This is a genomic window from Streptomyces sp. NPDC003011 (assembly GCF_053591515.1).
The window spans coordinates 1-21,074 of the sequence record NZ_JBSFTY010000086.1 but is presented as its reverse complement, the minus strand read 5'-3'; the positions used below and the strand labels follow the sequence as shown (position 1 = coordinate 21,074).

Annotated in this window: 21 protein-coding genes and 2 pseudogenes; 16 read left to right on the top strand and 7 right to left on the bottom strand. The window is 70.2% G+C overall.

Annotated features, from left to right (window positions below; genetic code table 11):
* The first annotated feature begins 18 nt into the window (after positions 1 to 18).
* A complete protein-coding gene (locus tag ACWD0J_RS33100) occupies positions 19 to 399 on the top strand; it encodes a hypothetical protein (RefSeq protein ID WP_451499549.1) in 381 nt (126 codons plus the stop codon).
* Positions 396 to 1,325: an anti-sigma factor RsbA family regulatory protein gene (locus tag ACWD0J_RS33095; RefSeq protein ID WP_451499548.1), complete on the top strand. Its 930-nt coding sequence runs from the start codon at positions 396 to 398 to the stop codon at positions 1,323 to 1,325. Before ACWD0J_RS33100 ends, ACWD0J_RS33095 begins: the two co-directional genes overlap by 4 nt.
* Positions 1,326 to 1,535: 210 nt before the next feature.
* On the opposite strand, the gene ACWD0J_RS33090 is transcribed toward ACWD0J_RS33095, so the two are convergent.
* Both ACWD0J_RS33090 and ACWD0J_RS33085 read right to left on the bottom strand, forming a co-directional pair.
* Positions 1,536 to 2,588, bottom strand: coding sequence for a medium chain dehydrogenase/reductase family protein (locus ACWD0J_RS33090; protein ID WP_451499547.1), 1,053 nt, complete (start codon positions 2,586 to 2,588; stop codon positions 1,536 to 1,538).
* A gap of 475 nt (positions 2,589 to 3,063) precedes the next feature.
* Complete coding sequence (locus tag ACWD0J_RS33085) at positions 3,064 to 3,630, bottom strand: TetR/AcrR family transcriptional regulator (RefSeq protein ID WP_451499546.1); 567 nt, start codon at positions 3,628 to 3,630, stop codon at positions 3,064 to 3,066.
* Positions 3,631 to 3,659: 29 nt separating this feature from the next.
* Here ACWD0J_RS33085 and ACWD0J_RS33080 point away from each other — a divergent pair, with 29 nt between their 5' ends.
* Positions 3,660 to 4,289, top strand: coding sequence for a Tn3 family transposase (locus tag ACWD0J_RS33080; protein WP_451499566.1), 630 nt, complete (start codon positions 3,660 to 3,662; stop codon positions 4,287 to 4,289).
* Here ACWD0J_RS33080 and ACWD0J_RS33075 read toward each other — a convergent pair.
* From ACWD0J_RS33075 to ACWD0J_RS33065, 3 genes are all read right to left on the bottom strand, one after another.
* The gene (locus tag ACWD0J_RS33075; RefSeq protein WP_451499565.1) at positions 4,181 to 4,927 is read right to left on the bottom strand and encodes an SDR family oxidoreductase; all 747 of its coding nucleotides are present in this window, start codon (positions 4,925 to 4,927) and stop codon (positions 4,181 to 4,183) included. The genes ACWD0J_RS33080 and ACWD0J_RS33075 overlap by 109 nt on opposite strands.
* A 69-nt stretch (positions 4,928 to 4,996) precedes the next feature.
* On the bottom strand, positions 4,997 to 6,067 hold the full coding sequence (locus tag ACWD0J_RS33070) for an aldo/keto reductase (protein ID WP_451499545.1): 1,071 nt from the start codon (positions 6,065 to 6,067) through the stop codon (positions 4,997 to 4,999).
* A 71-nt stretch (positions 6,068 to 6,138) separates the two neighbouring features.
* Positions 6,139 to 6,864, bottom strand: a complete 726-nt coding sequence (locus ACWD0J_RS33065) for an SDR family oxidoreductase (protein WP_451499544.1) — start codon at positions 6,862 to 6,864, stop codon at positions 6,139 to 6,141.
* A 139-nt stretch (positions 6,865 to 7,003) separates the two neighbouring features.
* Here ACWD0J_RS33065 and ACWD0J_RS33060 point away from each other — a divergent pair, with 139 nt between their 5' ends.
* From ACWD0J_RS33060 to ACWD0J_RS33050, 3 genes are all read left to right on the top strand, one after another.
* Complete coding sequence (locus ACWD0J_RS33060; protein ID WP_451499543.1) at positions 7,004 to 7,567, top strand: TetR/AcrR family transcriptional regulator; 564 nt, start codon at positions 7,004 to 7,006, stop codon at positions 7,565 to 7,567.
* Positions 7,568 to 8,162: 595 nt separating this feature from the next.
* Complete coding sequence (locus tag ACWD0J_RS33055; RefSeq protein ID WP_451499542.1) at positions 8,163 to 8,300, top strand: hypothetical protein; 138 nt, start codon at positions 8,163 to 8,165, stop codon at positions 8,298 to 8,300.
* A 226-nt stretch (positions 8,301 to 8,526) separates the two neighbouring features.
* Positions 8,527 to 9,756, top strand: coding sequence for a hypothetical protein (locus tag ACWD0J_RS33050; RefSeq protein ID WP_451499541.1), 1,230 nt, complete (start codon positions 8,527 to 8,529; stop codon positions 9,754 to 9,756).
* 914 nt (positions 9,757 to 10,670) lie between these two features.
* On the opposite strand, the gene ACWD0J_RS33045 is transcribed toward ACWD0J_RS33050, so the two are convergent.
* Positions 10,671 to 11,555: an NAD(P)-dependent oxidoreductase gene (locus ACWD0J_RS33045; protein ID WP_451499540.1), complete on the bottom strand. Its 885-nt coding sequence runs from the start codon at positions 11,553 to 11,555 to the stop codon at positions 10,671 to 10,673.
* Positions 11,556 to 11,703: 148 nt separating this feature from the next.
* Here ACWD0J_RS33045 and ACWD0J_RS33040 point away from each other — a divergent pair, with 148 nt between their 5' ends.
* The 7 genes from ACWD0J_RS33040 to ACWD0J_RS33010 all read left to right on the top strand — a co-directional run bounded on the left by ACWD0J_RS33040 (position 11,704) and on the right by ACWD0J_RS33010 (position 18,229).
* Entirely contained in the window at positions 11,704 to 12,750 is a 1,047-nt protein-coding gene (locus ACWD0J_RS33040; RefSeq protein WP_451499564.1) for a GlxA family transcriptional regulator, read from the top strand.
* A 452-nt stretch (positions 12,751 to 13,202) separates the two neighbouring features.
* The gene (locus ACWD0J_RS33035; protein ID WP_451499539.1) at positions 13,203 to 14,108 is read left to right on the top strand and encodes an NADP-dependent oxidoreductase; all 906 of its coding nucleotides are present in this window, start codon (positions 13,203 to 13,205) and stop codon (positions 14,106 to 14,108) included.
* A 106-nt stretch (positions 14,109 to 14,214) separates the two neighbouring features.
* Positions 14,215 to 15,276, top strand: a complete 1,062-nt coding sequence (locus ACWD0J_RS33030) for an alkene reductase (protein WP_451499538.1) — start codon at positions 14,215 to 14,217, stop codon at positions 15,274 to 15,276.
* A gap of 11 nt (positions 15,277 to 15,287) precedes the next feature.
* Complete coding sequence (locus ACWD0J_RS33025; RefSeq protein WP_451499537.1) at positions 15,288 to 15,767, top strand: MarR family winged helix-turn-helix transcriptional regulator; 480 nt, start codon at positions 15,288 to 15,290, stop codon at positions 15,765 to 15,767.
* Between the two features lie 314 nt (positions 15,768 to 16,081).
* Positions 16,082 to 16,207, top strand: a complete 126-nt coding sequence (locus tag ACWD0J_RS33020; RefSeq protein WP_451499536.1) for a hypothetical protein — start codon at positions 16,082 to 16,084, stop codon at positions 16,205 to 16,207.
* A gap of 79 nt (positions 16,208 to 16,286) precedes the next feature.
* Entirely contained in the window at positions 16,287 to 16,880 is a 594-nt protein-coding gene (locus tag ACWD0J_RS33015) for an ArsR/SmtB family transcription factor (RefSeq protein WP_451499535.1), read from the top strand.
* Positions 16,877 to 18,229: an MFS transporter gene (locus ACWD0J_RS33010; protein WP_451499534.1), complete on the top strand. Its 1,353-nt coding sequence runs from the start codon at positions 16,877 to 16,879 to the stop codon at positions 18,227 to 18,229. The genes ACWD0J_RS33015 and ACWD0J_RS33010 overlap by 4 nt, the downstream gene beginning before the upstream one ends.
* Before the next feature lie 125 nt (positions 18,230 to 18,354).
* On the opposite strand, the pseudogene ACWD0J_RS33005 reads toward ACWD0J_RS33010, so the two are convergent.
* Positions 18,355 to 18,697 (bottom strand): annotated as a pseudogene (locus ACWD0J_RS33005) (IS5 family transposase); the annotation flags it as partial.
* A 146-nt stretch (positions 18,698 to 18,843) separates the two neighbouring features.
* Here ACWD0J_RS33005 and ACWD0J_RS33000 point away from each other — a divergent pair.
* The 3 genes and pseudogenes from ACWD0J_RS33000 to ACWD0J_RS32990 form a co-directional block, all read left to right on the top strand.
* Entirely contained in the window at positions 18,844 to 20,235 is a 1,392-nt protein-coding gene (locus tag ACWD0J_RS33000) for a Mucin-2 (RefSeq protein ID WP_451499533.1), read from the top strand.
* Between the two features lie 287 nt (positions 20,236 to 20,522).
* Complete coding sequence (locus ACWD0J_RS32995) at positions 20,523 to 20,969, top strand: hypothetical protein (RefSeq protein WP_451499532.1); 447 nt, start codon at positions 20,523 to 20,525, stop codon at positions 20,967 to 20,969.
* A 10-nt stretch (positions 20,970 to 20,979) separates the two neighbouring features.
* Positions 20,980 to 21,074 (top strand): annotated as a pseudogene (locus tag ACWD0J_RS32990) (sulfate adenylyltransferase subunit CysD); the annotation flags it as partial.

The following is a 21,074-nucleotide window of genomic DNA, read 5'->3' as shown; positions in this document are numbered from 1 at the left end:
AGAACCGGAGTCGGCGGGGTGATCTGGAGTGATGGCGTGAACAGGACAGGGGAGGCGGTTGCGCTGACAGCATCGTCGACCCGGTTCACGGCCGCTTCGGGTGTGCGCCCGCCGGCGCACCGGCCAGGCTCGCACGCGGTGTGCGAGGTCGGTCCGGTCACACACCTGGCCTGGGAACAGAAGCTGCACCAGCTTGACCCGAGCGACGAAGAGGCGTGCCACTTGGAACTTCCCGCGGTCACCTTTACCGACGTCGTCGGCGTCTCCGCCCTGGCGGTCGCGGCCCAGGGCCTTGTGGAGGGGCGACGGACCGGGCTGGCAGAGCCGCCTGCCGCTCCGCGGCGCGGGCTGGACATCTCCTGGCCGGATCTCCCCGCTGTCGAGGTGGTGGCACGATGACCGCCCTGACCGACGAACCGTTCCTTCATCCCGCCTTGTTCTACCGGGACGAGCAGGAGTACCTGCACGGCACGGTGCCCTTCATTCGAGACGGTCTGAAGGCGGGGGAGCCGGTGGCGGTCGCCGTGCCCGGGCCGAATCTGGCGGTCCTCAAGGCGACCCTGGGAGAGGACGCCGCAGACGTACAGTTCCTCGACATGACCGAGGCGGGGCGCAACCCCGGACGGATCATCCCCAAGGTGCTGCGCGCCTTCGCGGACGCCCACCGTCGGACCCGGGTGCGGATCATCGGTGAGCCGATCTGGGCCGGCCGCAGCAGCGTGGAGTACCCGGCGTGCGTCCAGCACGAAGCGCTGATCAACCCGGCGTTCCAAGGCCGGGACGTCACCATTCTCTGCCCGTACGACGCCGACCGCCTCGACGAGCGGATACTCACCGACGCGTACGCGACCCATCCCCTCGTCATCTCCGACGGCCAGGAGCAGCGCAGCGCCGCCTACGCGCCCGAGCAGGTGATCGCCCGCTACAACGAACCCCTGGACCACGCGGCGACGGCCGAGGAACTCGCCTTCGACGCCGACCGGTTGCCGGGCGCCCGCCACTTCGCGGTCGAGCGGGCCGCGCGGTTGGGCCTGTCCGGTGTACGCCTGGAGAACGTGGCCCTGGTCGTGGCCGAACTGACCACCAACAGCGTGCTGCACGGCGGGGGATCCGGCACCCTGCGGGTATGGGCCGACGACGGCCAGATGGTGTGCGAGGTCCGCGACCGCGGGCACCTGGACGATCCGCTCGCCGGCCGTCGCCCACCCGCACCGGGCCAGCTCGGCGGCCGTGGGCTGATGCTGGTGCACTACCTCGCCGACCTCGTACGCATCCACACCGGCCCCGACGGCACGGCCATCCGCTGCTACCTCAGCGGCTGCTGATCCCGCCTCGCCCACGGGGAACCGCTCGGCCCGGGCGGAGCCACCCATCGGTGACCAAGACCTGACAGTCATCCTGGACGTCGCCACCACCCGCATCAGGTGTCACTCCACACTCGTCGCCGAAGCTGTCGCCGAAGCTGTCGCCGAAGCTGTCGCCGGGCAGCAGGAAGTCGCTCACCCAGCCGCTGACGAGGAGAACGGGCCGCACACTCACTCGACCGGCGTCGCGCCCGGGACGATGACGACCTTGCCCACGATCGAGCCGGACTCGGCGTGACGCAGGGCCTCCGCGGCCTGGGTGAGCGGATAGACACGGTCGATCCTGGCCGACACGGTCCCGGAGCGGAGCAGCTCGAAGACGTGGGTGAGGTCCGCGCGGAGCCGGGCACGGTACGTCTCGGGGTGGCGGGCCTTCCCGGCCCACAGGTTGAAGAAGTGGGCGCTGCGCTTGTTGGGCAGGACGTTCCACAGGGTGAGGCGGGCCAGGAGCTTGAGGATCGGGAGCATGCCGTTGCCGGCCTGGTCGCGGGTGGCGGCGCTCCCGTAGGAGACGAGGGTGCCGCCGGGAGCGAGCATGCGCCAGGAATCCTTGACGCCCTGTCCGCCGATGTGGTCGAAGACCGCGGCCACGCCCTGCGGCGCCAGCTCCCGGACCCGCGCCAGGACGTCCCCGCGGTAGTCGACCGGTTCGGCGCCCATCGCGCGGACCGCCTCCTGGTTGCGGGCCGAGGCCGTGCCGATGACCTCGATGCCACCCGCGCGGGCGAGTTGCACCAGGACGCTGCCCACGCCGCCGTTGGCCCCGTGCACCACGATGGTGTCACCGGGCTTCACTTCGGCGGTGTGGTGGAGCATGCGCCATGCCGTCGCGCCGTTGGTGACCATGGTCTCGGCGTCGGCCGCGGCGACACCGTCGGGGACGGGCACCAGGTCGCCCGCGTCGAGAAGGGCGTAGTCCGTCCAGCCGCCCGTCTTGGTGAGGGCGGCGACTCGCTGCCCGAGTGTCAGGGCCACCCCGTTCGCCTCCGGCAGCGGGACGCCGAGGTCCTCGACGACGCCGACCAGGTCGTAGCCGGGGACGAAGGGGAACTTCGGCATGTCGTAGTACTTGCCGCGGCGCATCTGCTGTTCGGCGAAGGTCACACCGCTGGCCTCGACACGGACGAGGGCCTGGCCGGGACCTGGCTGGGGCAGGTCCCGCACACGGATCCGGAGGGTCTCCGGCTCGCCCACTCCGGGAAGAACGATCTCGGTGGCTCGCATGGCAACTCCTTGAGTGTTGTCTTGTCGACGGTGGATCGGTGGATCGGTGGCTCGGTGGGTGTGGGTGTGGGTGTGGGTGTGGGTGGTCGTGCTTGGTGGAGGGCCGGGCAGGGCCGGCCCGGTGGCGGGTCAGACGGTCTGGTCGGGGATCCAGGCGTCGTGGATCATCGCGGGAACGCGCCGGGGCAGGCGGACGCCGGCGACGAGCTCAGCGGCCGGGTCGGCGGTGTAGAGGACGGGGCAGCCGGGAGGCGTCCGCCTTGGCCGTGCCCCGTCATGGAGGGGGCGCCGTCCAGGGCGGGAGTGTGCACCCGGCGGTTGCGACACCACTCCGCCCGGCCGTCGCCCAGCCGGATCCCCGCACCAAGTCGTCGGAGACACTGAAGGATGTGTGGTTGATTACTCACTATTGAGGCCTGAGGAAGGGCGGCTGCCGGTCCGGTGGGAAACGGACAACCGCCGGGCCCGGGATCTGTCAGTAGTGCGTGATCCCCGCGGCGAGTGTGCGGGTCCAGGGGGCGTCCACGGATGCGGCGTCGATGGAGACGAGCAGGTGGCAGAGCATGCCGACGGCGAAGAACTCCTGGACCTGCTGCTCGCTGCCGCCGGAGGCGCCGCGGACGTACTCCACGGTGCGGGCGTATCCCGCCCGCACGGCCTCCCGGATGGCGGGATCGGAGACCGCCGCCGCCTGGGCGTGCAGTTGTACGAGCATCAGGTCGTTGTCGCTGATCAAGTGCGCGTAGGCGTCTCCCATGGAGTGGAGCACCGCCTCCGGAGCGCTGCTCTCCGCCTTCGCGGCACCAGCCTCCAGTGACGCACGCACCCGGACGAAACAGTGCTCGACGACCGCGGTGAACAGCGCCTGCTTGGTGGGGAAGAGCCGGTAGACGTACGCCTGTGAGATGCCGGCCGCCTTGGCGACTTCGGTGGTCGTGGTGCCGAAGTACCCCTTGGCCGCGAACGCGCCGATGGCGGTGCGCAGGACCGTCTCCCGGCGTTCTTCGGCTGTGGACAGCTGGCGGGGGCGCTCGGTCTTCATGTAAGTAGTCAACCACTCACACTTTCGCTCTGTCAACCCATTCAGGGAGGGACCGTCGCCGCGGGCTGAGCCCCACGAGCGCCCCCGGGGCGACCGTCCTGATCCGCCAGCAGTACGACCAGATCGTGAAGTACACCACCGCGCTCCGCCTGGGCACCGCCGAGGCCGAGCAGGTCCTGCGCCGCTTCACCCGCGGCGACCCCAAGCACCCCACCTACCAGGAGATCCACGAGGGCCTCCAGGTCGTGGAGAACTGGAACAGCGCGAACAAGGACCTCTTCTACGGCAAGGACGGTGACCTGGCCGGGCAGGGCAAGGAGTCCCAGGAGGTGTCCATGCTCGCCCTCCATCTGCTCCAGTCCGCCTTGGTCCACGTCACCACGCTGCTGATGCAGCAGATCCTCGCTGATCCGAAATGGGCCGACACGCTCACCGACGCGGACCGGCGGGCGCTGTCCCCCCTGTTCTGGACGCACATGAACCCCTACGGCCGGTTCATCTCGGTCGGCCGTAGCGGCCCTTACGCCCGTGGAGGGACGGCAGGGCGAGTTCAGAGCTGGGTTTCGCCGCCGTCCACGGCCAGCTCGATGCCGGTGGTGTACGTGGCATCGAAGGCGAGGAATGCGGCCGCCTTGGCGAACTCCTCGACCGTGCCGTAACGCCCCATGGGGTTGCTCGCGGTCCGCTCCGCCCTGAACTGCTCGGCGGCCTCTTTGGACAGGTTCATCGTTTCCAGAATCCCCGAGTCGATGGGACCCGGGCTGATCGCATTGACACGAATACCTCGCGGAAGCAGCTCGCGGGAGAAGGTGCGGGCCATCGAGCGCAGCGCCGCTTTGCCGGCCGCATAGACGCTGGTGTCCACCAAGCCGATGACGTTCGCGATCGAGGTGGTGAGGACGACGCCGGCGTTCGTGCTCAGCAGCGGGGCGAGCTTCTGCAGAGTGAAGAAGGCGCCCTTGACGTTGATCGCGAACAGTTCGTCGTACGCCTCCTCGGTCGTCGACTCGAGGGGCGTCAGGGCGGATATTCCGGCGTTGACGAACAGAGCCTCGATCGAGCCGAGCTCGCTCTTCACACGGTCGGCGAGCGTATCCAGGTCGGACAGTGAGGCCACATCGCTCCGGACGGCCACGGCATTCTCGCCGAGCCGCTTGCGCGCCGCGTCGAGCTTGTCCTGAGACCGGCCGGTGATCACCACGCGGGCTCCGCCTTGCACCAGCAGCTCCGCCACCGCGAGCCCCATGCCGCTGCTGCCACCCGTGACCACCACATTCTTGTCGCTGTACCTACCCATGCCGAGGTCGCTCCGTTCCGTCATCAAAAGCGTGGTGATACGTCTGGATGTCGCGGTTCATGAAGCGAATCAACGGCGGCTTTCGATCTTCATGTCGCCTGTGGTGACCGTGCGGATGTGGTCGCTGGCGAGCAGGCTGTGCGGATTGCCGAGGTCGATGGCGCTGACCTCGTCGAGGCGGGCCAGCTGGGAAGGAGCGAGGTCGACCTGAAGAGCGCCCAGGTTGTCTTCCAGTTGCGCGAGGGTGCGGGCGCCGATGATGGGTGCCGTTACGCCCGGGGAGTGCAGGTTCCAGGCCAGTGCGACCTGGGCAGGTGTGTGGCCCAGCTCCGTGGCCACCTCCTTCACCACATCGGCGATGGCAAGATTACGGTCGGTGACCCATCCCAGGGCGGCGTTGAGGCTTCTGCGGTTGCTGGCGGTTTCGCCGGCGACCGGGCCCGCCGGGTTCTGGTCCTCCCTGCTGTACTTGCCGGTGAGCACCCCGCCGCCCAGCGGGGAGAAGGGGACCACGCCCAGCCCCATCTCGCGTGCCATGGGGATCAGGTCACGCTCCCCGGTACGGTCGATCAGGCTGTACTCCATCTCCAGTGCGACCAGCGGCGACCAGCCACGCAGGTCCGCGATCGCCTGCATGCGCGACACCTGCCAGGCAGGGGCGCTGGAGATCCCCACATACAGAACCTTGCCCTGCCTCACCAGGTCGTCCAGACCGCGCAGGATCTCCTCCACCGGCGTCCTGAAGTCCCATACATTCAGATAGAGCAGATCGATGTAGTCCGTGTTCAGCTGCCGCAGACTGGCTTCCACCGACGCCAGCATGCTCTTGCGGTGCGTACCCCCTGAATTGGGGTCACCGGGCCGGCGCAGCGTCGAGTACTTCGTCGCCAGCACCATTTCGGGGCGGTTGGTGCGGGTGAACTCGCCCAGCAGTCGCTCGGAACTGCCGTTGGTGTAGGTGCTGGCGGTGTCGAAGAAGTTGCCGCCGAGCTCGGTGTAGCGATCGAAGAGCTTGCGCGCCTCCTCGCGCTCGGAGCCCCAGCCCCAGTCGTTGCCGAAGGTTGCCGTGCCCAGCGCCAGCGGTGAGACCCGCAGTCCGGAACGGCCCAGCAGCCGGTAGGTGTCGAGAGTGAGTGGCATCGCGTTCTCCTGTAGTTGTGGTACGTGGCGTTCGAGAAGTGCGGGCCGGTTGACCGGCACGTGTCCGTAGGTCAGGCGCCGAGCCCGTAGCCGCCGGCCACAGTGACGTCCTGACCGGTGACATAGCCGGCGGCGTCCGAGGCGAGGAAGGCGACTACTTCCGCAACCTCCTGGCTGGATCCGAAGCGCTCGAAGGGGATCTTCGCGCGCATGGCGTCCCGGCCGCTCTGGGGCACTCCCAACTTGTCGAACAGCGGGGTGTCGGTGGCCCCGGGGCTCACGGCGTTGACGCGAATTCTGCGCGGAGCCAGTTCGAGCGCGAGCGAAGGCAGCATCGCCAACAGCGCGCCGCGTGTCGCCGCCCCCACTGTGGCGCCAGGGCTGCCCCGACGGGATCCGATGCCCACGGTCAGGACGATCGAGCTGCCGTCGTTCATGAGGGGAAGGGCTTTTTGGAGGGTGAAGTACTGGCCCTTGAAGTTGAGGTCGGCGTGCTCGTCGAACGATGTCTCCGTCACATCGGCCACCGGTGCCGGACGGAATATCCCGGCGTTGAGGAAGAGCAGGTCCAGTGACCCGAACCGCGCCGACACCGCTGACATCAGAGCGTCGGTGTCGGAGAGCACGCGCGCATCGGATCGGACGACGAGCACGTTGCCCGGGAGCTCGGACCGTGCCCGTGCGAGGGAATCAGGATTCTGTCCGGTGACCGCGACCTGGTAGCCGCGGGCGTGCAGCAGCTCGGCCGTCGCTCTGCCGATCCCGGTCGTCCCCCCGGTGATGAGGGCTGTAGGCATGGCAAACCTTTCGTCGCTGAAGCAGCGGGCGAGACTGCTTCATAAGCGGGGAACTCCCCGGTTGTCTCACCGTACACTGAACCGGGGACATCCCCAATTCGCTCCCGAGCCTCATCCGCCACTCACGATCGCGAAGGTCATGACACCTCCACGCAGCACCCTGCGCGCCGACGCGCAGCGCAACCGCGAGCAGCTGATCGTCACGGCCGCCGAAGCCTTCGCCTCCGGACGCCCGATCTCGCTGGATGCGATCGCCAAGCGCGCGGGAGTAGGGAACGCCACCCTGTACCGGCACTTCCCCACCCGAGAGGATCTGGTCGAAGAGGTCTACCGGGACCAGATCCGCCCCTTGCGCGAAGACGCGCGCACCCTGCTGGCTACCGAGCCGCCCGCCCAGGCCCTCCACGCGTGGATGCTCCGATTCGCCGACTGGGCCGGCGAACGACGCGGCATCTGCGAGGCCCTGGTCGCCATGAGCGCTTCCGGCCGCTTCGGCACCGGACCGGTCTGTGACGAGGTCCAGCAAATCCTGGCGATGGTGCTCGAGGCCGGCGCCACAGCAGGAGAACTGCGCAGCGACATCGACCCGACCGACGTAGGCGGCATCCTCGCCGGTTTGCTTTCCGTAGCCGGCGCACCCGAGCAGCGCCCCCAACTGAACCGCATGCTGGACGTCGTCGTCGACGGACTCAGGTCCCGCTGAGCGATACGCCAGCGGTTCGGCGAGGCGTCGGCCTGTGCCGGACGACATGGCTGCTGCCGCGGCGGTCGTGGTACCCCAGACCTGGGGGGAGGCCGCAGCGAGGCGGCCGAGATGCCGACACTGGCGGCGAAGGATGCGAAGGGGGTGAAGAGGAGTAAGGGGTACCGCCGCACCTGCTGGAACAGAGTGCAGAAGGTGGGAGGTGTGCTCCGCGGGGAAGGGGTTCTACCCCGTCCCGGGGGTGCGCCGGATCAGGACGATGGCGACGCCGACGACGGCCTGAATGGACGCCGCCCTTGCGTATCAGCGCACAGGTGACCTCGCCGAGCGGGGCGTACTGCCTACTAGCCGCGTACCCGGAAGCGCTGTAGCAGGTGGAAGGGGAGCAACTCGGCCAAGGTGTTCGGCTGTTGGACGCTCAGGGGTTGCTCGGCGCTGGGACGGCCGGGCATGACGTGGGCCGGGGGGACCCGCTTCCTCACTCGCGCAAGGAGCCGCAACTCGCCTCACTGGAGGGGGACTTGCAGCCTGGCCGACGGCACCCGAAACGGCTGGGGCGGGACCGTGTTGCCCGAAGTCTTCCAGACGGTGCCGGATGTCCTCCCGCACGGTGGCATCCGTCGGCCTGGAGCCGGACTTCATGGGCGAGGGACGCTGCGAGCGGGTGCTGAGCAGCCATCGACTGCGGCTGCCGTCGTCCGGCGGGGGAGCGGTGGACATCGGCGGTGGGTGAGGTCGGCCGCCGGGGTAGCCATACGGGCTGCGGGGCGGTGAACTGTCATGTGCCGCGCGCCGACTTCCGCTGGCTGGCACGGAGTTGTGCCGTTGCCACTGAGCGGTGGCGACGCGGTGACCGGCGGGGGCGCGCGCCCGCACGGTCGTCGGTTGCCGTGGGACGGGCGGCTCAAGTCGCACCGGCTGTGAAGGACCATCGCGTAGTGTCAGCATCGGGGGCGGGGATGGCACAACTCAAGGCTCTGGAACCGCAACTCATCGCCGGAGTGTTCCGATCGCCCGCACAAGTCGATCGCCGCGCCCGGATGCGCCGACTGCGCAGGGTGCCGCGGCCGATTCGGCGGGCGGCTCGCCCGTTGTTCTACTGGCCGTTGACGGCCAAGACCAAGGTTCTGCTGATCAGTCTGGTCTCCGGCGTGACCCTGCTGGCACTGGCCCATGCCGACGGCGTGCTCGGTCCGCCGGCCGACCCGGGCCGGAGATGGGCTCTGGACCACCTGTTCTCCGACAACGCCGACGTGGGCAGCGTCAGCCTGTCACTGCTGCAGGACCCGGCCGGCCTGATCGTACTGGCGGTCGTTCTCGTCACGCCCGTCTTCTGCTGCCAGCAGGTGCTGGCCATCTCGCACTTCGTGCAGATGAACGAGGGCAACGAAGGCAAACTCCAGCGTTCCTCCCACCAGGTCCGCCAACTCGATGGTCTGGTCTGCCAGGTCAACGCATGGTTCCGTTGGCTGGGCCGCGTAGACGTCTCCGTGGTCATCATGTCCGTCATGGCGATCGGCACAGCCAGGCTCTACGCCTTCGTCAACGACCATGGCCTCATGGAGACGTGGAACCCGACCCAGCTCCCGGACACGGTCTGGCGCTCCAAGGTCTACGCGGGCTGGTGGGCCAACTGGGACACCCACCGCGAACTCGCGCTGGCCTTGTGCGCGGCGGGCACGTACGCCTTCTACTTCCTGGCCAAGCAACTGGCCATGGGCGTCATCTTCACCGTCTACCTGCACCGGTCAAAGGCGCTCAAGTTCGGGGTGACCCCGAACATGAGATTCAACAGTGACGGCTTTCAAGGGCTGCGCCCCCTGCGTCAGTTCATGCTGTGGACCTACGGCTCCGCCCTGGCCCACCTGATCGGCCTGCTGGTCCTCTTCACCGTTTGGCTGCCGGCCGAACCATGGATGGTGTTCATCGTGCTGGTGGTCATGCTGGTCGACATGCTCGTGATCGTCTATCCGTCCTCGATCGGCTATCACTCCGCGTTGGCCGTCAAGAAGACCCACGTCGCAACGCTGTACGAGAGCAGTCTTCCGAGTGACGAGCGGGACGCGGCGATTGCGCAAGTCTGGTCCGATCCGGTACTTCCGGTCACGACCCGCAAGGCCATGACCGGCATCATCCTCTACCTGCTGGTCCCCGCGGTGCCTGCCCTGATCCCCTTGATCTTCCACTGAGCAGGGGGCGTTGGCGCCGGTGTACGGCCGGCACTCCACGTGCGGCCCGGGCGCGGGGGAGCCGATGCCCCCGGCAGTGTCGAGCGAGGAGTGCCGCTGCTGGCGGGACGGCTCCTGCGCGGTCAGACGGATGCGGGTGGGTGTGGAGGCCGGTAGACGACTCCGGCGGCGCAGGTGCGAGACAGGGCATGGGCCCTGTGGGCGTGGCCGGCGCGGGCCGGGGGAGCGGCGTGCTGCGTCGCCTCCGCGGTCAGACGTCGCGGACACGCCGAGCTGATCGTGCCGCTGCTCCCCCTCCGCGTTGCCCGAAATCCCGTGCGCCCGCCACGATGACCACGTGCCCGCCGACGTCCAGGGCGACCCGTGTGCGGGCGCCGCCTCGTGGACGGTGGCGGCCACGGCCATCACGCCGGGCGGTCCGCTGACGACGGCGCGAGCCCGAGCCAGAGGGGCACAGGGCGTCCACCTTCTCCCGAAGCGTGGGGCGGTCCGGGCGCCGGCGCGCCCGGTGAGAACCGGTGAGAACCGGTACCGAAGGCGGACCGGAGAGGCGGGCACCGGCTGTGCGGTGCCCGCCGGGCGCGCGGGCGGTCATGCGAGCCGGTGCGGCACCAGGACGGTGCGGCACCAGGACGGCGCGGGCGCTGGCCGGAATCTTTGCGAACAGCTCGCCCAGTACGGCGCTCTCCGCGAGTTCGCTGTGCAGCGGGAAGACCTCGCCGGTCAGGCCCGGCCGGCCCGCGACCTCGGCTGGGCCAGCGGGCAGGAGTCTGGACCGCTTCGGTCCGTCCAGGGCATTACAGCCGGACCGCTGCGGTCCGGTCAGCGCCGGACCCTTCGGTCCGTTCAGAGCGCGGTGGCAGCGGCGGTCGCCGGGCCCGGCGCGGGTCGGATGACGGTCGCGGGCGTCGCGGTCATCCGGCGGCTGCCGGGTTCCTCAGGACCTCGATCAGGCTCGCGTAGCTGTCCGAGCCGTGGCCTGCGGCCCTGGCCCGTTGCATGGCGGACTTCAGGAGTCGGGGCAGGGCGTTGTCGATGCCGCGGGACGCGGCGGCGTGGATGAGATGGTCGATGGCCGCGATCTGCACGTCGACGGTGGCGTCGTCGCCCGGGTAGCGGCCGGCGTCCACCTGGGGTGCGTAGGTGGTCAGGAAGCCGGCCACGGCGGTCAGCCAGCGGATCGCGACCGGGGTGAAGGCGGTGGCCGGTGTCTGGTCGGCGCCGACCAGCGCGGTGCCGTGCAGCCAGCCGGTCATGGTGGACCACATCAGGCCGAGCAGGGCGGCGTCGTAGAGGGAGGCTAGGCCCGGATCGGCGCCCAGATACAGGGGGTCGCCCAGGGACGCCAAAGTGGGACGGTGGGTTTCGAAGGCGGTGTCGGAACCGCTGTAGAGGAACATCATCTCCGAACTGCCGACTCCCGGCGGGGTGGTCATGATCGCGCCGTCCAGGTAGTCGGCGCCGTGCGACCGGGCCCATGCGGCGGTCTGGCCTGCCTGCTCGGGCGAGCCGGAGGTGAGGTTGACCAGCACCTTGCCCGCGAGAGAGTGGGCGACGGGGTCGAGGACGGTGTGCAGCGCCTCGTAGTCCAGTACGCAGGCGATGATCAGCGGGCTCGCCGCGACGGCTTCCTCGGGTGTGGCGGCCAGGCGGGCGCCCCGGTCGACCAGGGAACGGGCTTTGTGCGCCGAGCGGTTCCACACGGTGGTCTCGTAGGCCCGCTCCAGCAGCACGGCGGCCAACGCCGAGCCCATGGAGCCCAGTCCCATGACGGTTGCCGCCGGGTGATCAGAATGCATGCCACAACTCCCTGTAGGTCCGCCTGCGGCGGGTTGGTCACGTAAGGCCAAGATCGCAGTGCGCGGCGGCCGGGAACAGTGACGCTGGTGACGGCGAGCACCAAATTCCTGCCATACGCTTCACGGCATGAATCCTGGTTCCGTCGCCGTGGTCGTGACCGAGGACGTCGAAGTCCCCTCGTGGGATCTGTACGAACTGAGCATCCCGTGCACCGTCTTCGGGAAGCCGCAGCCGGACCTGGCCGACCCCTGGTACGACCTGCGGCTGTGCGGAACGGGGGAGCGCCGGCAGGACAGTTCTCCGGCCGGGGCCGGGCTGTCCCTGTGGACCCGCTACGGACTCGACGATCTCGTCGGTGCCGACACGGTCATCGTGCCCTCGGTCCCCGACCCGTGCGTCGACGAGGGCAGACCGCTGCCGCGGGCACTGATCACGGCCCTGCGCCACGCCTACGACGCGGGCGCCCGCATGGTCTCCTTGTGCACCGGAGCCTTCGCGCTCGCCGAGGCGGGGCTGCTCGACGGACGGCGCGCCACCGCTCATTGGATGCACACCGCTCAACTGGCCGAGCGCTACCCGAAGGTACGCGTTGACGACTCGGTGCTGTACGTGGACGACGGCGACGTACTCACCAGCGCCGGGCTGACCGCCGGGCTCGACCTCTGCCTCCATCTGGTACGCCGTGACCTGGGCGCGCACGTCGCCAACCAGCTGGCCCGCCGGATGGTGGTGCCCGCCCACCGGCCGGGCGGCCAGGCGCAGTTCATCGACCTGTCCGTGCCCGCCACCGACGACAGAAGCCTGGGACCGGTACTGGACTGGGCCCGTGCGCACCTGGACCAGCCCCTGACGGTCGAGGACCTGGCGCAGCGCGCAGCGATGAGCCCGCGGACCCTGCACCGGCGACTGCAGGCAGCCACCGGGACCACTCCGCTCCGGTGGCTCCTCAACCAGCGCCTGGCACGGGCCCAGAGCCTGCTGGAAGCGACGGACCTGCCCATCGAGAAGGTCGGGGAGCTGAGCGGCCTCGGCACGGCGAACAACCTGCGCCACCACTTCCTCAAGCAGATCGGCGTGTCACCGAGCGCCTACCGGCGGGCCTTCCCCCGGACGGTGTCCGGGCCACCTTCCTCCCCGCCTCACAGCCGACCGGCAGGGAAGCAAGGGCGGGCGGCGGACGCCAGTGGGATATAGTGGATCTTGCGCTGGTCGTCGTAACTCAACCCGACCGGTGATGCGTTGGTGGTCCAAGGAAAGACGCCCCGCTTCCTGCGGGGAAATGCAGGTGCAAGGCCTGCCCAGCGCTCGATCAAGGCCTGTCCACGCACAGCGTGGACAGGCCTTGCGTGTTCCCCGGCCGCCTGAGCACATCGACCGCGTACGTCGGTCAGACCCCCTCTGGTGAGGTACGAACAGCAGGACCTGGACCGTCGGATGTCCGGGATGCGGAACTCGGCGGGTCATCCAGCGGTCCATCTCCCGCGCTCGCGTGTCCGGCGCGGCGACGACAGCGGCTGACGTGGGGCGGGGTTGCCGGGAACTTGCGCCTCGCGCTGGAGTCCATCGAAATACTTGGCTAGCCACAGATTCGCTGCTAGGTTATGTGTCTAGCCACCAATCGATGGTGGCGCGTGAGGAGAGTTGTCGTGAGAGCCATCCTGTTCGACCGTTTCGGGGGCACGGAGGTGCTGCGCGAGGCGGACATCGACGTCCCGCAGCCCGGTCCCGGCCAGATCCGCGTCCGCGTCAAGGCGGCCGGGCTGAACGCGCTGGACGGCAAGATCCGCTCCGGGATGCTGGAGGCCGTCCGCCCGACGACCCTCCCCGCCGTCCCCGGTGGGGAGCTCGCCGGCGTGGTCGATGCCCTGGGGGAGGGCGTGAGGGACGTGCAGGTGGGCGATGAGGTGCTGGGTTGGTCGGACACCGGCTCGTACGCCCAGTACGCGCTGGCCACCACCGTGGTTCCCAAGCCCGCCGGCCTCGACTGGCGGCACGCGGTCGCGCTGCCGGTGGCGGGCGAGACGGCTGAGCGGGTCCTGAACCTGCTGGGGGTCGCCGCCGGGGAGACCGTGCTGATGCACGGCGCGTCCGGAGCGGTCGGCACTGTGGCGGTCCAGCTCGCCACGGCCCGCGGAGCACGCGTGATTGCCACCGCGGGCCCCTCCAACCAGGACTACCTCATCTCGCTGGGCGCCACCGCGACCGTGTACGGCGAGGGCCTGGTCGAGCGGGTGCACGCGCTGGCCCCCGACGGCGTGGACGCGGTGTTCGACCTGGCCGGGAAGGGGGCCTTGGAGGATTCCATCACCCTGCGGGGCGGCACCGAGCGCATCGTCACCATCGCCGACTTCGGTGCACGGCAGCTGGGCATCACCTTCTCCCAGGGGTCCCAGGAACGCTCGGCCGCCCGCCTGGCCGCCCTGGCCCAGGACGCCGCGACCGGCAAGCTCGTCACCACCGTCACCGCCTACCCGCTCGACCAGGCCGCCACAGCCCAGCAGGTCAGCGACGCCGGGCACGTGCGGGGCAAGCTCGTCCTCACCGTCGACTGAGCACCCCCGCCCACCGCACCCGCCGCACCCGCCGCACCCGCCGCACCCGCCGCACGCGCCGCCATCCCGATGGCCACCTGTTCACCACCGCACCGAAGGACCACACATGCTGCATTCCCTGTGGTCACCGACCACCGTCGGTGACATCTCCCTGCCGCACCGCCTGGTCATGGCCCCGATGACCCGTGACCGTTCCACGCCTGAAGGCGTACCGACCGAGCTGAACGCCGAGTACTACGCCCAGCGGGCCTCGCACGCGCTCATCATCACCGAGGGAACCCAGCCCTCCGCCGACGGCCAGGGCTACCTCCTGACCCCCGGCATCCACAATGACGAGCAGATCGCCGGGTGGCGCAAGGTCACCGACGCCGTGCACGAGGCCGACGGCCGGATCGTCATCCAGTTGATGCACACCGGACGCATCGCCCACCCCGACAACACCCCCCACGGGCGCCGGCCGGTCGCCCCCTCGGCGATCCGCCCACAGGGCGCGATGTTCACCGCTTCCGGGCCCCAGGAGATGCCGGTACCCCGTGCTCTGTCGACGCAGGAGGTCGCGGCGACCGTCGAGGACTTCCGCCGCGCCGCAGCGGCCGCCGTCGCGGCCGGGGCCGACGGCGTGGAGATCCACGGCGCCAACGGCTACCTGGTGCACCAGTTCCTGTCCGACAACACCAACCAGCGCACCGATGGCTACGGCGGCTCGATCGAGGGCCGCATCCGCTTCGCCGTCGAGGTCGCCGCAGCCGTGGCCGACGAGATCGGCGCCGAGCGCACCGGCATCCGTATCTCCCCCGGCAACTCCTACAACGACATCGCCGAGTCCGACACCGCCGAGCTGTATCCGGCACTCGTGCGCGCCCTCGGCCCGCTCCGCCTGGCCTACCTCCACATCCTCCACGCGGGCGACGAGGAGCTGCTGGGAACCCTGCGCGCGCTGTGGCCGACCACGCTGATCCTCAACCGGGCCGGCAGCGACCTGCCCACCCGCGCCGAGGACATCGACAACGGCACGGCGGACCTTGTCTCCGTCGGCACCCTCGCACTGGCCAACCCGGACCTGGTGGAGCGGCTACGCTCTGACGTGCCGCTGAACACCCCCGACCCGGCGACCTTCTACGGCGGCGGAGTGGCCGGCTACACCGACTACCCCACCCACACCGTCTGAGGAACCGCATCATGCCCGCCCCCGCACCCCGCGTCCCCACTACGGCCGACGAGGGACCGATGAGCTACGCGATCTTCCAGCTCGCCCGCGCTCACCGTGCCCGCGCCGCCGCCATGCTCCGCGAGATGGACCTGCATCCCGGACAGGAACTGCTGCTGATGCACCTCCTGGACCGGGACGGCCAGACCCAGTCCGAGCTGCTCGAAAGCGTCGGCCTGGACCACTCCACCGTCTCCAAGTCGCTACGCCGCATGCAGGACGCCGGCCTGCTCATCCGTGAGCCGGCCGCACACGACCGGCGCGTCATGGTGGTCCACCTCACCGACAAGGGCCGTGCCATGCGTGAGCCCTTGGCAGCCATGTGGCGGGACTTGGAGGAGACCTCCGCGCGGAACCTGTCGGCGCAGCAGGCGGAGTCTTTCGTCCACACCGCCTACGCCATCGCCGACGCGATCAACAGCCGCGCGGTTCCACGGGAAGAGCCCGAGTAGCCTCCCTCGGCTTGCACTCCGGTTCCAGCCTGGAAGCGGGCATCGTCTTGGGCGTTCCTGCGAAGTGGGCAGCGCTGCGGCGCACTCGGCTCGTGCAGGCCCGTGCTCGAAGCAGGACGGAACTCATCCGGGGAAAGGGCAACGCCCCCGCGCGGTTGGTGAGTTGTTCCCCGTCGCCGGTCGGCTGTACATCGACGACGGACGTCTCACCCGCGTCCGGGTCACCCGAGTCCCCGGCGAGCCGCCGGGTGTGGCGATTGATCGGGGGACGCTCCGGAGGCGGACGGCAGCGTGGTGCTGTCCGCCCGCCCCGCGTGACCGGAACGACGGACGGCGACCGCGTCGGCGAGTCGCGCGGCATTGAAATGACGGTGGGACTCGACCGGCCGCTCGGCGAGCGCGTCCTCCTGGACGCGTACACCGGCCGCCCAGTGGAGTGACCCGCTCCGCCTCCCGCCTCTGGACACCTCCCGCTCCGCGAGCAAGAATGAAAGGACTCTTTCGAAAGGAGTCTTTCAGATGGTCGACGGACAGGCCCCGCCCCCGCGGCGGCAGATCAAGGACTCCCGGCAGCTGCGTGCCCTGGCCCACCCGCTGCGGCTGGCGCTGCTGCAGTACCTGATGGCGGTCGGGCCGCGCACCGCCAGTGAGTGCGCGGCCGAGGTCGGGTCCAGTGCCTCCAACATCAGCTGGCACCTGCGGCACCTGGCGCAGTACGGCCTGGTCGAACCGACTGAGGCGTCCGACCAGCGCGAACGCCCGTGGCGCGCGGCCCAGGTCGGACTGGACTTCGGCGCGATGAGCGCGGACCCCGCCACCATGGCCGAACAGGACGCCCTGATCGTGGCGGGCCTCACGGAGGAGGACCAGCTCACCCGGCGTTTCCTGGCCCGTCGCGACACCCTTGACCCGCAGTGGCTCGCCACCGCCCGCCTGGACAACTACGTCCTGCGGACCACCCCGCAGGAGGCGCGGGAACTGGCGGAGAAGATCGACACACTGCTGCGGCCCTACCTGGCCACCGTGCGCGAAGACCCACCCGAGGACGCCGTGCTGGCCTACGCGGGACTGCGCCTCTTCCCGAGGCTGGACGCGGCGGGGCGAACCGTGTGACGGGCCCCGCCATAGCCGTACGGCACCCGCTGCGGGAGGCCCCCTTCGCCCGGCTGTGGATCTCCGGGCTGCTGTCCGAGACGGGCAAATGGGTCCTCCAACTGGCGCTGCCGCTCTACGTGCTGCAACTGACCCGCTCCGCCCTGATCACGTCCGTCGTGGCCATGCTGGGACTGCTGCCGAGCCTGGTCGTCGCGCCGGTCGTCGGCGCGCTCGTCGACCGCTGGGACCAACGCCGCTTCCTGGTCCTGGTGAGCGTCGCGCAGGCGGCGCTGCTGCCCGTCCTGCTGCTGGTCGAAGACCCCGGCGACCTGTGGCTGGTGTACCTCGTCACCGGGGCCGAGGCGGCCCTCACGGTGGCGTTCGAGTCGGTCAAGAACGTCACCCTGTCGACCATCGTGGCCGAGGAGCAACTGGTCAGCGCCAATGCCGCGATCGGACTGAACGTGTCGCTCGGCCGGCTGATCGGCAGCCCGCTCGGCGGCCTCCTGCTGAGCGCGGCGGGACTGCCCTACGTTCTCGGATTCGGTTCGGCCGCCTTCCTCGTCGCCGCCGCCCTGGCGTGGACGATCCCCAAGGGCACCGCAGTGTGCCGGGAGAGCGGCGGGGGCGCCCGGTTCTGGTCCGGCATCGGTGAGGGCCTGCGCACCCTGCGCGATGTCCCGACACTGCGGGGCACTTTCGTCTGCGTGGCGCTACTGGCCGTCGCCCAGGGCATGTTCGTGGTCCTCTTCCTCCTCTTCGTCACCGATCTGATCGACGGCGGTGACGCCCAGGCGGGCCTGCTGCGGGGTGTGCAAGCCGTGGGAGGTTTCGCCGGGACCGCGACCGCCGGCCTGTTGACCCGGCGGCTCGGGGCGCCACGCCTGCTGAGTGTCGGCGTCCTCGTCTTCGGCACGGTCAGCGCGCTCACCTGGAACCTGACGGTGACCTCCGCCGGCCTCGGCATCTACGTGGCGCTGTTCACCGCCGCGGGCGTCCCCGCGGTGTGGCTCGCCGCGGCGTGGCTCTCCCTCATCCAGGAGTCCTCGCCCCTGCCGGTCCGCGGCCGGGTGATGGCCTCCGTCCTCGGCCTGTCCGACGGCCTGCAGGCCCTGGGCATGCTCGCGGCCGGCCTGCTGAGCGGAGTGATCGGCACCCTCCCGGCCCTGGACGTCCAGGCCGCGTTGATCCTCCTGGCGGGCGTCCTCGCCCTGAAACTGCTGCCAGGCGGTCGTACGGCCAAGATCACGAACAGCGGTCCGGCCCGCGCGCCCACAACGCCCGCGCCGGGCGCGGCCGAGGCCCGGGACTGCGGCGGCGCCGAGGCCACCACCCGGACACCGCCCCGCCGCGACGAGCTCCGGTAGACGCGACGGCCAGTGCCGGGGGAGGGGGGCAACCGAGCGCACATGCTGCCCGCGAAACTGCCGGAACGGGCCCCCGGCCTCTGTTTGACTCCCTACGGAATCGAGCCGCGGCATCGCAGGCGGGGGTGAATCTCGCTGGTCAGACCACCACGGGAGCGTCCGAGGTCGGGACAGCAGGCCCCCCCTTTCCGGGCCCCGGCGGCATGCTGGTGGGCACGGACAATGGTGGAGCCGACCGACACGAGCCAGTCGATGTTCCCGACCGCGTCCGCCCTGGGCGGCCCGGAGCATGCGCTCGAACGTGCCGTCGAGAGCCCACCGGCGAAAGCGGGTGTGCAGCGTGGCCCACGGGCCGTACCGCTCGGGCACGTCCCGCCATGCCGTTCCGGTACGCAACTTCCCCACGATCCCGTTGAGCACCGTGCGGTCGTCCAGCCGTCTCCGGCCCCGCAGCGACACCGGCAGCAGTGGCCGGACGAACTCCTTCCGCGCATCGCACAGTTCATGGTGATGTATCACCCAACCCTGATCCACTACTTAAGATCATTTGAAGACACGGCCTAGGGGGATCATGGTCGCGGACCAGCCGGCGGAGACACAGAAGTAGGGGAATCATGGTCGCGTTCCACGCGTCCGCGCTGGACGGAGTCGCCCGCAACCCGGCGCTGCCGACACCGTTGCTGCTGCGCTTGCTCGTCTTCGACGGCGGCGGTGACGGCCCGCCCCGTCACGCCCTCCAGCGGGCTGGACTTCCCGAGCCGGCCGTCGCGGTGATCCTGGCTCACCCGGACCCGGGCGCTCGGATCGACTTCGCGATGAGCACCAGGGCCGAGCCCGCGCAGCGGGCCCGGCTGGTGGACGACCCTTCCCCGAAGGTGCGGGCCGCTCTCGCGTACGGACCCGAGTGGCGCGACCCGCGTACGACGGTCGCGCCGCTGCCGCACGACGTGTGCGCCCGCCTGCTCGACGACCCCGACCCATCCGTACGGGCGGCCCTGCTGGACTCGCCCCATCTGGTGCCGTCGTTCGTGGCCTTGCTGGCCACGCACCGCGATCCGGCGGCGCGCCGGAGCGCGGCGCGCGCATGGGAGGAGCTGCCGCCGGGCGAGCGGTCGGCGCTGCTGGCCGACCCCGACCCCGAGGTGCGGCGGGCCGCCGCACTGTGGGAGTGCCGACGGGACGCACGCATCACCGCCGGACTCCTGCACGATCCGAAGTCCGTCGCCGAGGTGCTGCGCCGTGGGCTCCTCCACCGCGCCGACGCCGAACGGTGCATCGCCGAGCGGAGGCACCTGGCCGCCCTCGCCGAGAACCCGTCGCTGCCCACCGACCTTGTGGAGCGGCTCGCCGTCGACTCCGACGAGGCCGTACGGCTCGCGGTCTCCCTGAGACCGGAACTGGACGAGACACGACGCATGTCGATCGACTTCACCGTGGGGGCCCTCGCCAGGGGGGACGTGGAGTGGGTACGGGACGGGCTCGCCGACCCCGAGGTGCTGCGACGGGCCGCGACCTCCGCCCACCCGCTGCTCCGGCGCACCGCCGCCCAGAGCCCCCACCTGCCGCCCGACCTCGTGCGCCTGCTCGCCCGCACCGAGGAGCCGCTGGTGGAGGACCTCTTGAGTGTGCACCACCCCGACACCCCGGAGGAGGTCCTGATGCGTGTGTACGCGCGGCTCGGTGGCACGTTCTCCGCCTGGATGGCGGAGACGCACCCCCGCTTTCCCCGCGAGGGTCTCGCCGCGCGCTACGCGGACCACCCGGACGGCACCTACCGTCGGCTGGCCGTCCGGGACCCGGCCGCCACACCCACGCTGATCGAACGGCTCAGCCATGACCCTGCGGTCTGGACACGCCAGGCGGCGGTCGGAGACCCGCGCCTCCCGTTCCACCGGCTCCGCGAGGCGCTTCATGTCCCTGAACTGGCCTCCAGCGCGGGTGCCAACCCGGCGCTCCCCGAGGACGAGATGGCCGCTGTCCTGGACCGGGCCGGCGTTCCCGCCTGACCGCCGAGCAGAACCGCCCGGCCCTGCGCCGCCCCCCTGCGGCTCGCCGGTCCCCGGATACGAAGGCCATGATCGACCGACCGGACATCCCCCAGTGCCCGGCCTCGGGGCGCGGCCCGACGTCGGCGAACGGCGGATCTGGTCCTGTTCGTTGGTCTCGTCGGAGGCGTCGAAGGGGAAGGGCGGGTCTTCCTGACATCTGTCAGGGACTGCTCCAGGGCGAGGCCCTCTAGGTTCCTTGCGAGTTCACCGAGCAAGCAGGAGCAGGAGGAGAACCAGTGGGGAAGATGCGGTCTTTGCAAGCGCTCGCGGTGGCGTCCGCGGCGGTGGCGGCGCTCTTCGCGTCGTCGGGCAGCGCCGGCGCGACGGACGGCGCGGGATGCCCCAGCGACGAAGTGATGTGCTACGGCTGGAGCGGTAACTGGAACAAGGACGGGGGAGTGATCAGCTACTTCCGCGGCAACGCCTGGGACCTCAATCTCGACCGGTACGTCGGATCCGGCACCGGTTCGGGTCAGGCGATCGGCAACAACGACGGGTCGCTGTTCGTGAACGCCCTGGACCGCACCCGCACCATCTACTACAACCCGTCCGTAGGCGGAGCGCGGCCTTCCGGCTACAACATCACCTATGGCTTCGGTGTGCGGACCTGCAACGACCACACCGGCTCCACCAACTGGGGTGTTCTGCCCTGGTACATCTGCAACAACGCCCGGGCGCACTTCGTCAACTGACCGGCAGCGGCGAGCCGTTCGCCCCGAGCTGTGGAACCTCTACAACGGCCGGCACGCCCCCGGCGAGCACGTCCGCGTCTTCCCGCTCAGCAACTGGACCGAGCT

Bases quoted from the DNA above. Each gene is read 5' to 3' on its own strand.
- ACWD0J_RS33000 (WP_451499533.1), top strand. From the start codon at position 18,844: ATGGTCGCGTTCCACGCGTCCGCGCTGGACGGAGTCGCCCGCAACCCG.
- ACWD0J_RS33015 (WP_451499535.1), top strand. From the start codon at position 16,287: ATGGTCGACGGACAGGCCCCGCCCCCGCGGCGGCAGATCAAGGACTCC.
- ACWD0J_RS33050 (WP_451499541.1), top strand. From the start codon at position 8,527: ATGGCACAACTCAAGGCTCTGGAACCGCAACTCATCGCCGGAGTGTTC.
- ACWD0J_RS33085 (WP_451499546.1), bottom strand. From the start codon at position 3,630: ATGAAGACCGAGCGCCCCCGCCAGCTGTCCACAGCCGAAGAACGCCGG.
- ACWD0J_RS33090 (WP_451499547.1), bottom strand. From the start codon at position 2,588: ATGCGAGCCACCGAGATCGTTCTTCCCGGAGTGGGCGAGCCGGAGACC.
- ACWD0J_RS33060 (WP_451499543.1), top strand. From the start codon at position 7,004: ATGACACCTCCACGCAGCACCCTGCGCGCCGACGCGCAGCGCAACCGC.
- ACWD0J_RS33055 (WP_451499542.1), top strand. From the start codon at position 8,163: ATGTCCTCCCGCACGGTGGCATCCGTCGGCCTGGAGCCGGACTTCATG.
- ACWD0J_RS33030 (WP_451499538.1), top strand. From the start codon at position 14,215: ATGCTGCATTCCCTGTGGTCACCGACCACCGTCGGTGACATCTCCCTG.
- ACWD0J_RS33075 (WP_451499565.1), bottom strand. From the start codon at position 4,927: ATGGGTAGGTACAGCGACAAGAATGTGGTGGTCACGGGTGGCAGCAGC.
- ACWD0J_RS33070 (WP_451499545.1), bottom strand. From the start codon at position 6,067: ATGCCACTCACTCTCGACACCTACCGGCTGCTGGGCCGTTCCGGACTG.
- ACWD0J_RS33025 (WP_451499537.1), top strand. From the start codon at position 15,288: ATGCCCGCCCCCGCACCCCGCGTCCCCACTACGGCCGACGAGGGACCG.
- ACWD0J_RS33045 (WP_451499540.1), bottom strand. From the start codon at position 11,555: ATGCATTCTGATCACCCGGCGGCAACCGTCATGGGACTGGGCTCCATG.
- ACWD0J_RS32995 (WP_451499532.1), top strand. From the start codon at position 20,523: ATGCGGTCTTTGCAAGCGCTCGCGGTGGCGTCCGCGGCGGTGGCGGCG.
- ACWD0J_RS33065 (WP_451499544.1), bottom strand. From the start codon at position 6,864: ATGCCTACAGCCCTCATCACCGGGGGGACGACCGGGATCGGCAGAGCG.
- ACWD0J_RS33095 (WP_451499548.1), top strand. From the start codon at position 396: ATGACCGCCCTGACCGACGAACCGTTCCTTCATCCCGCCTTGTTCTAC.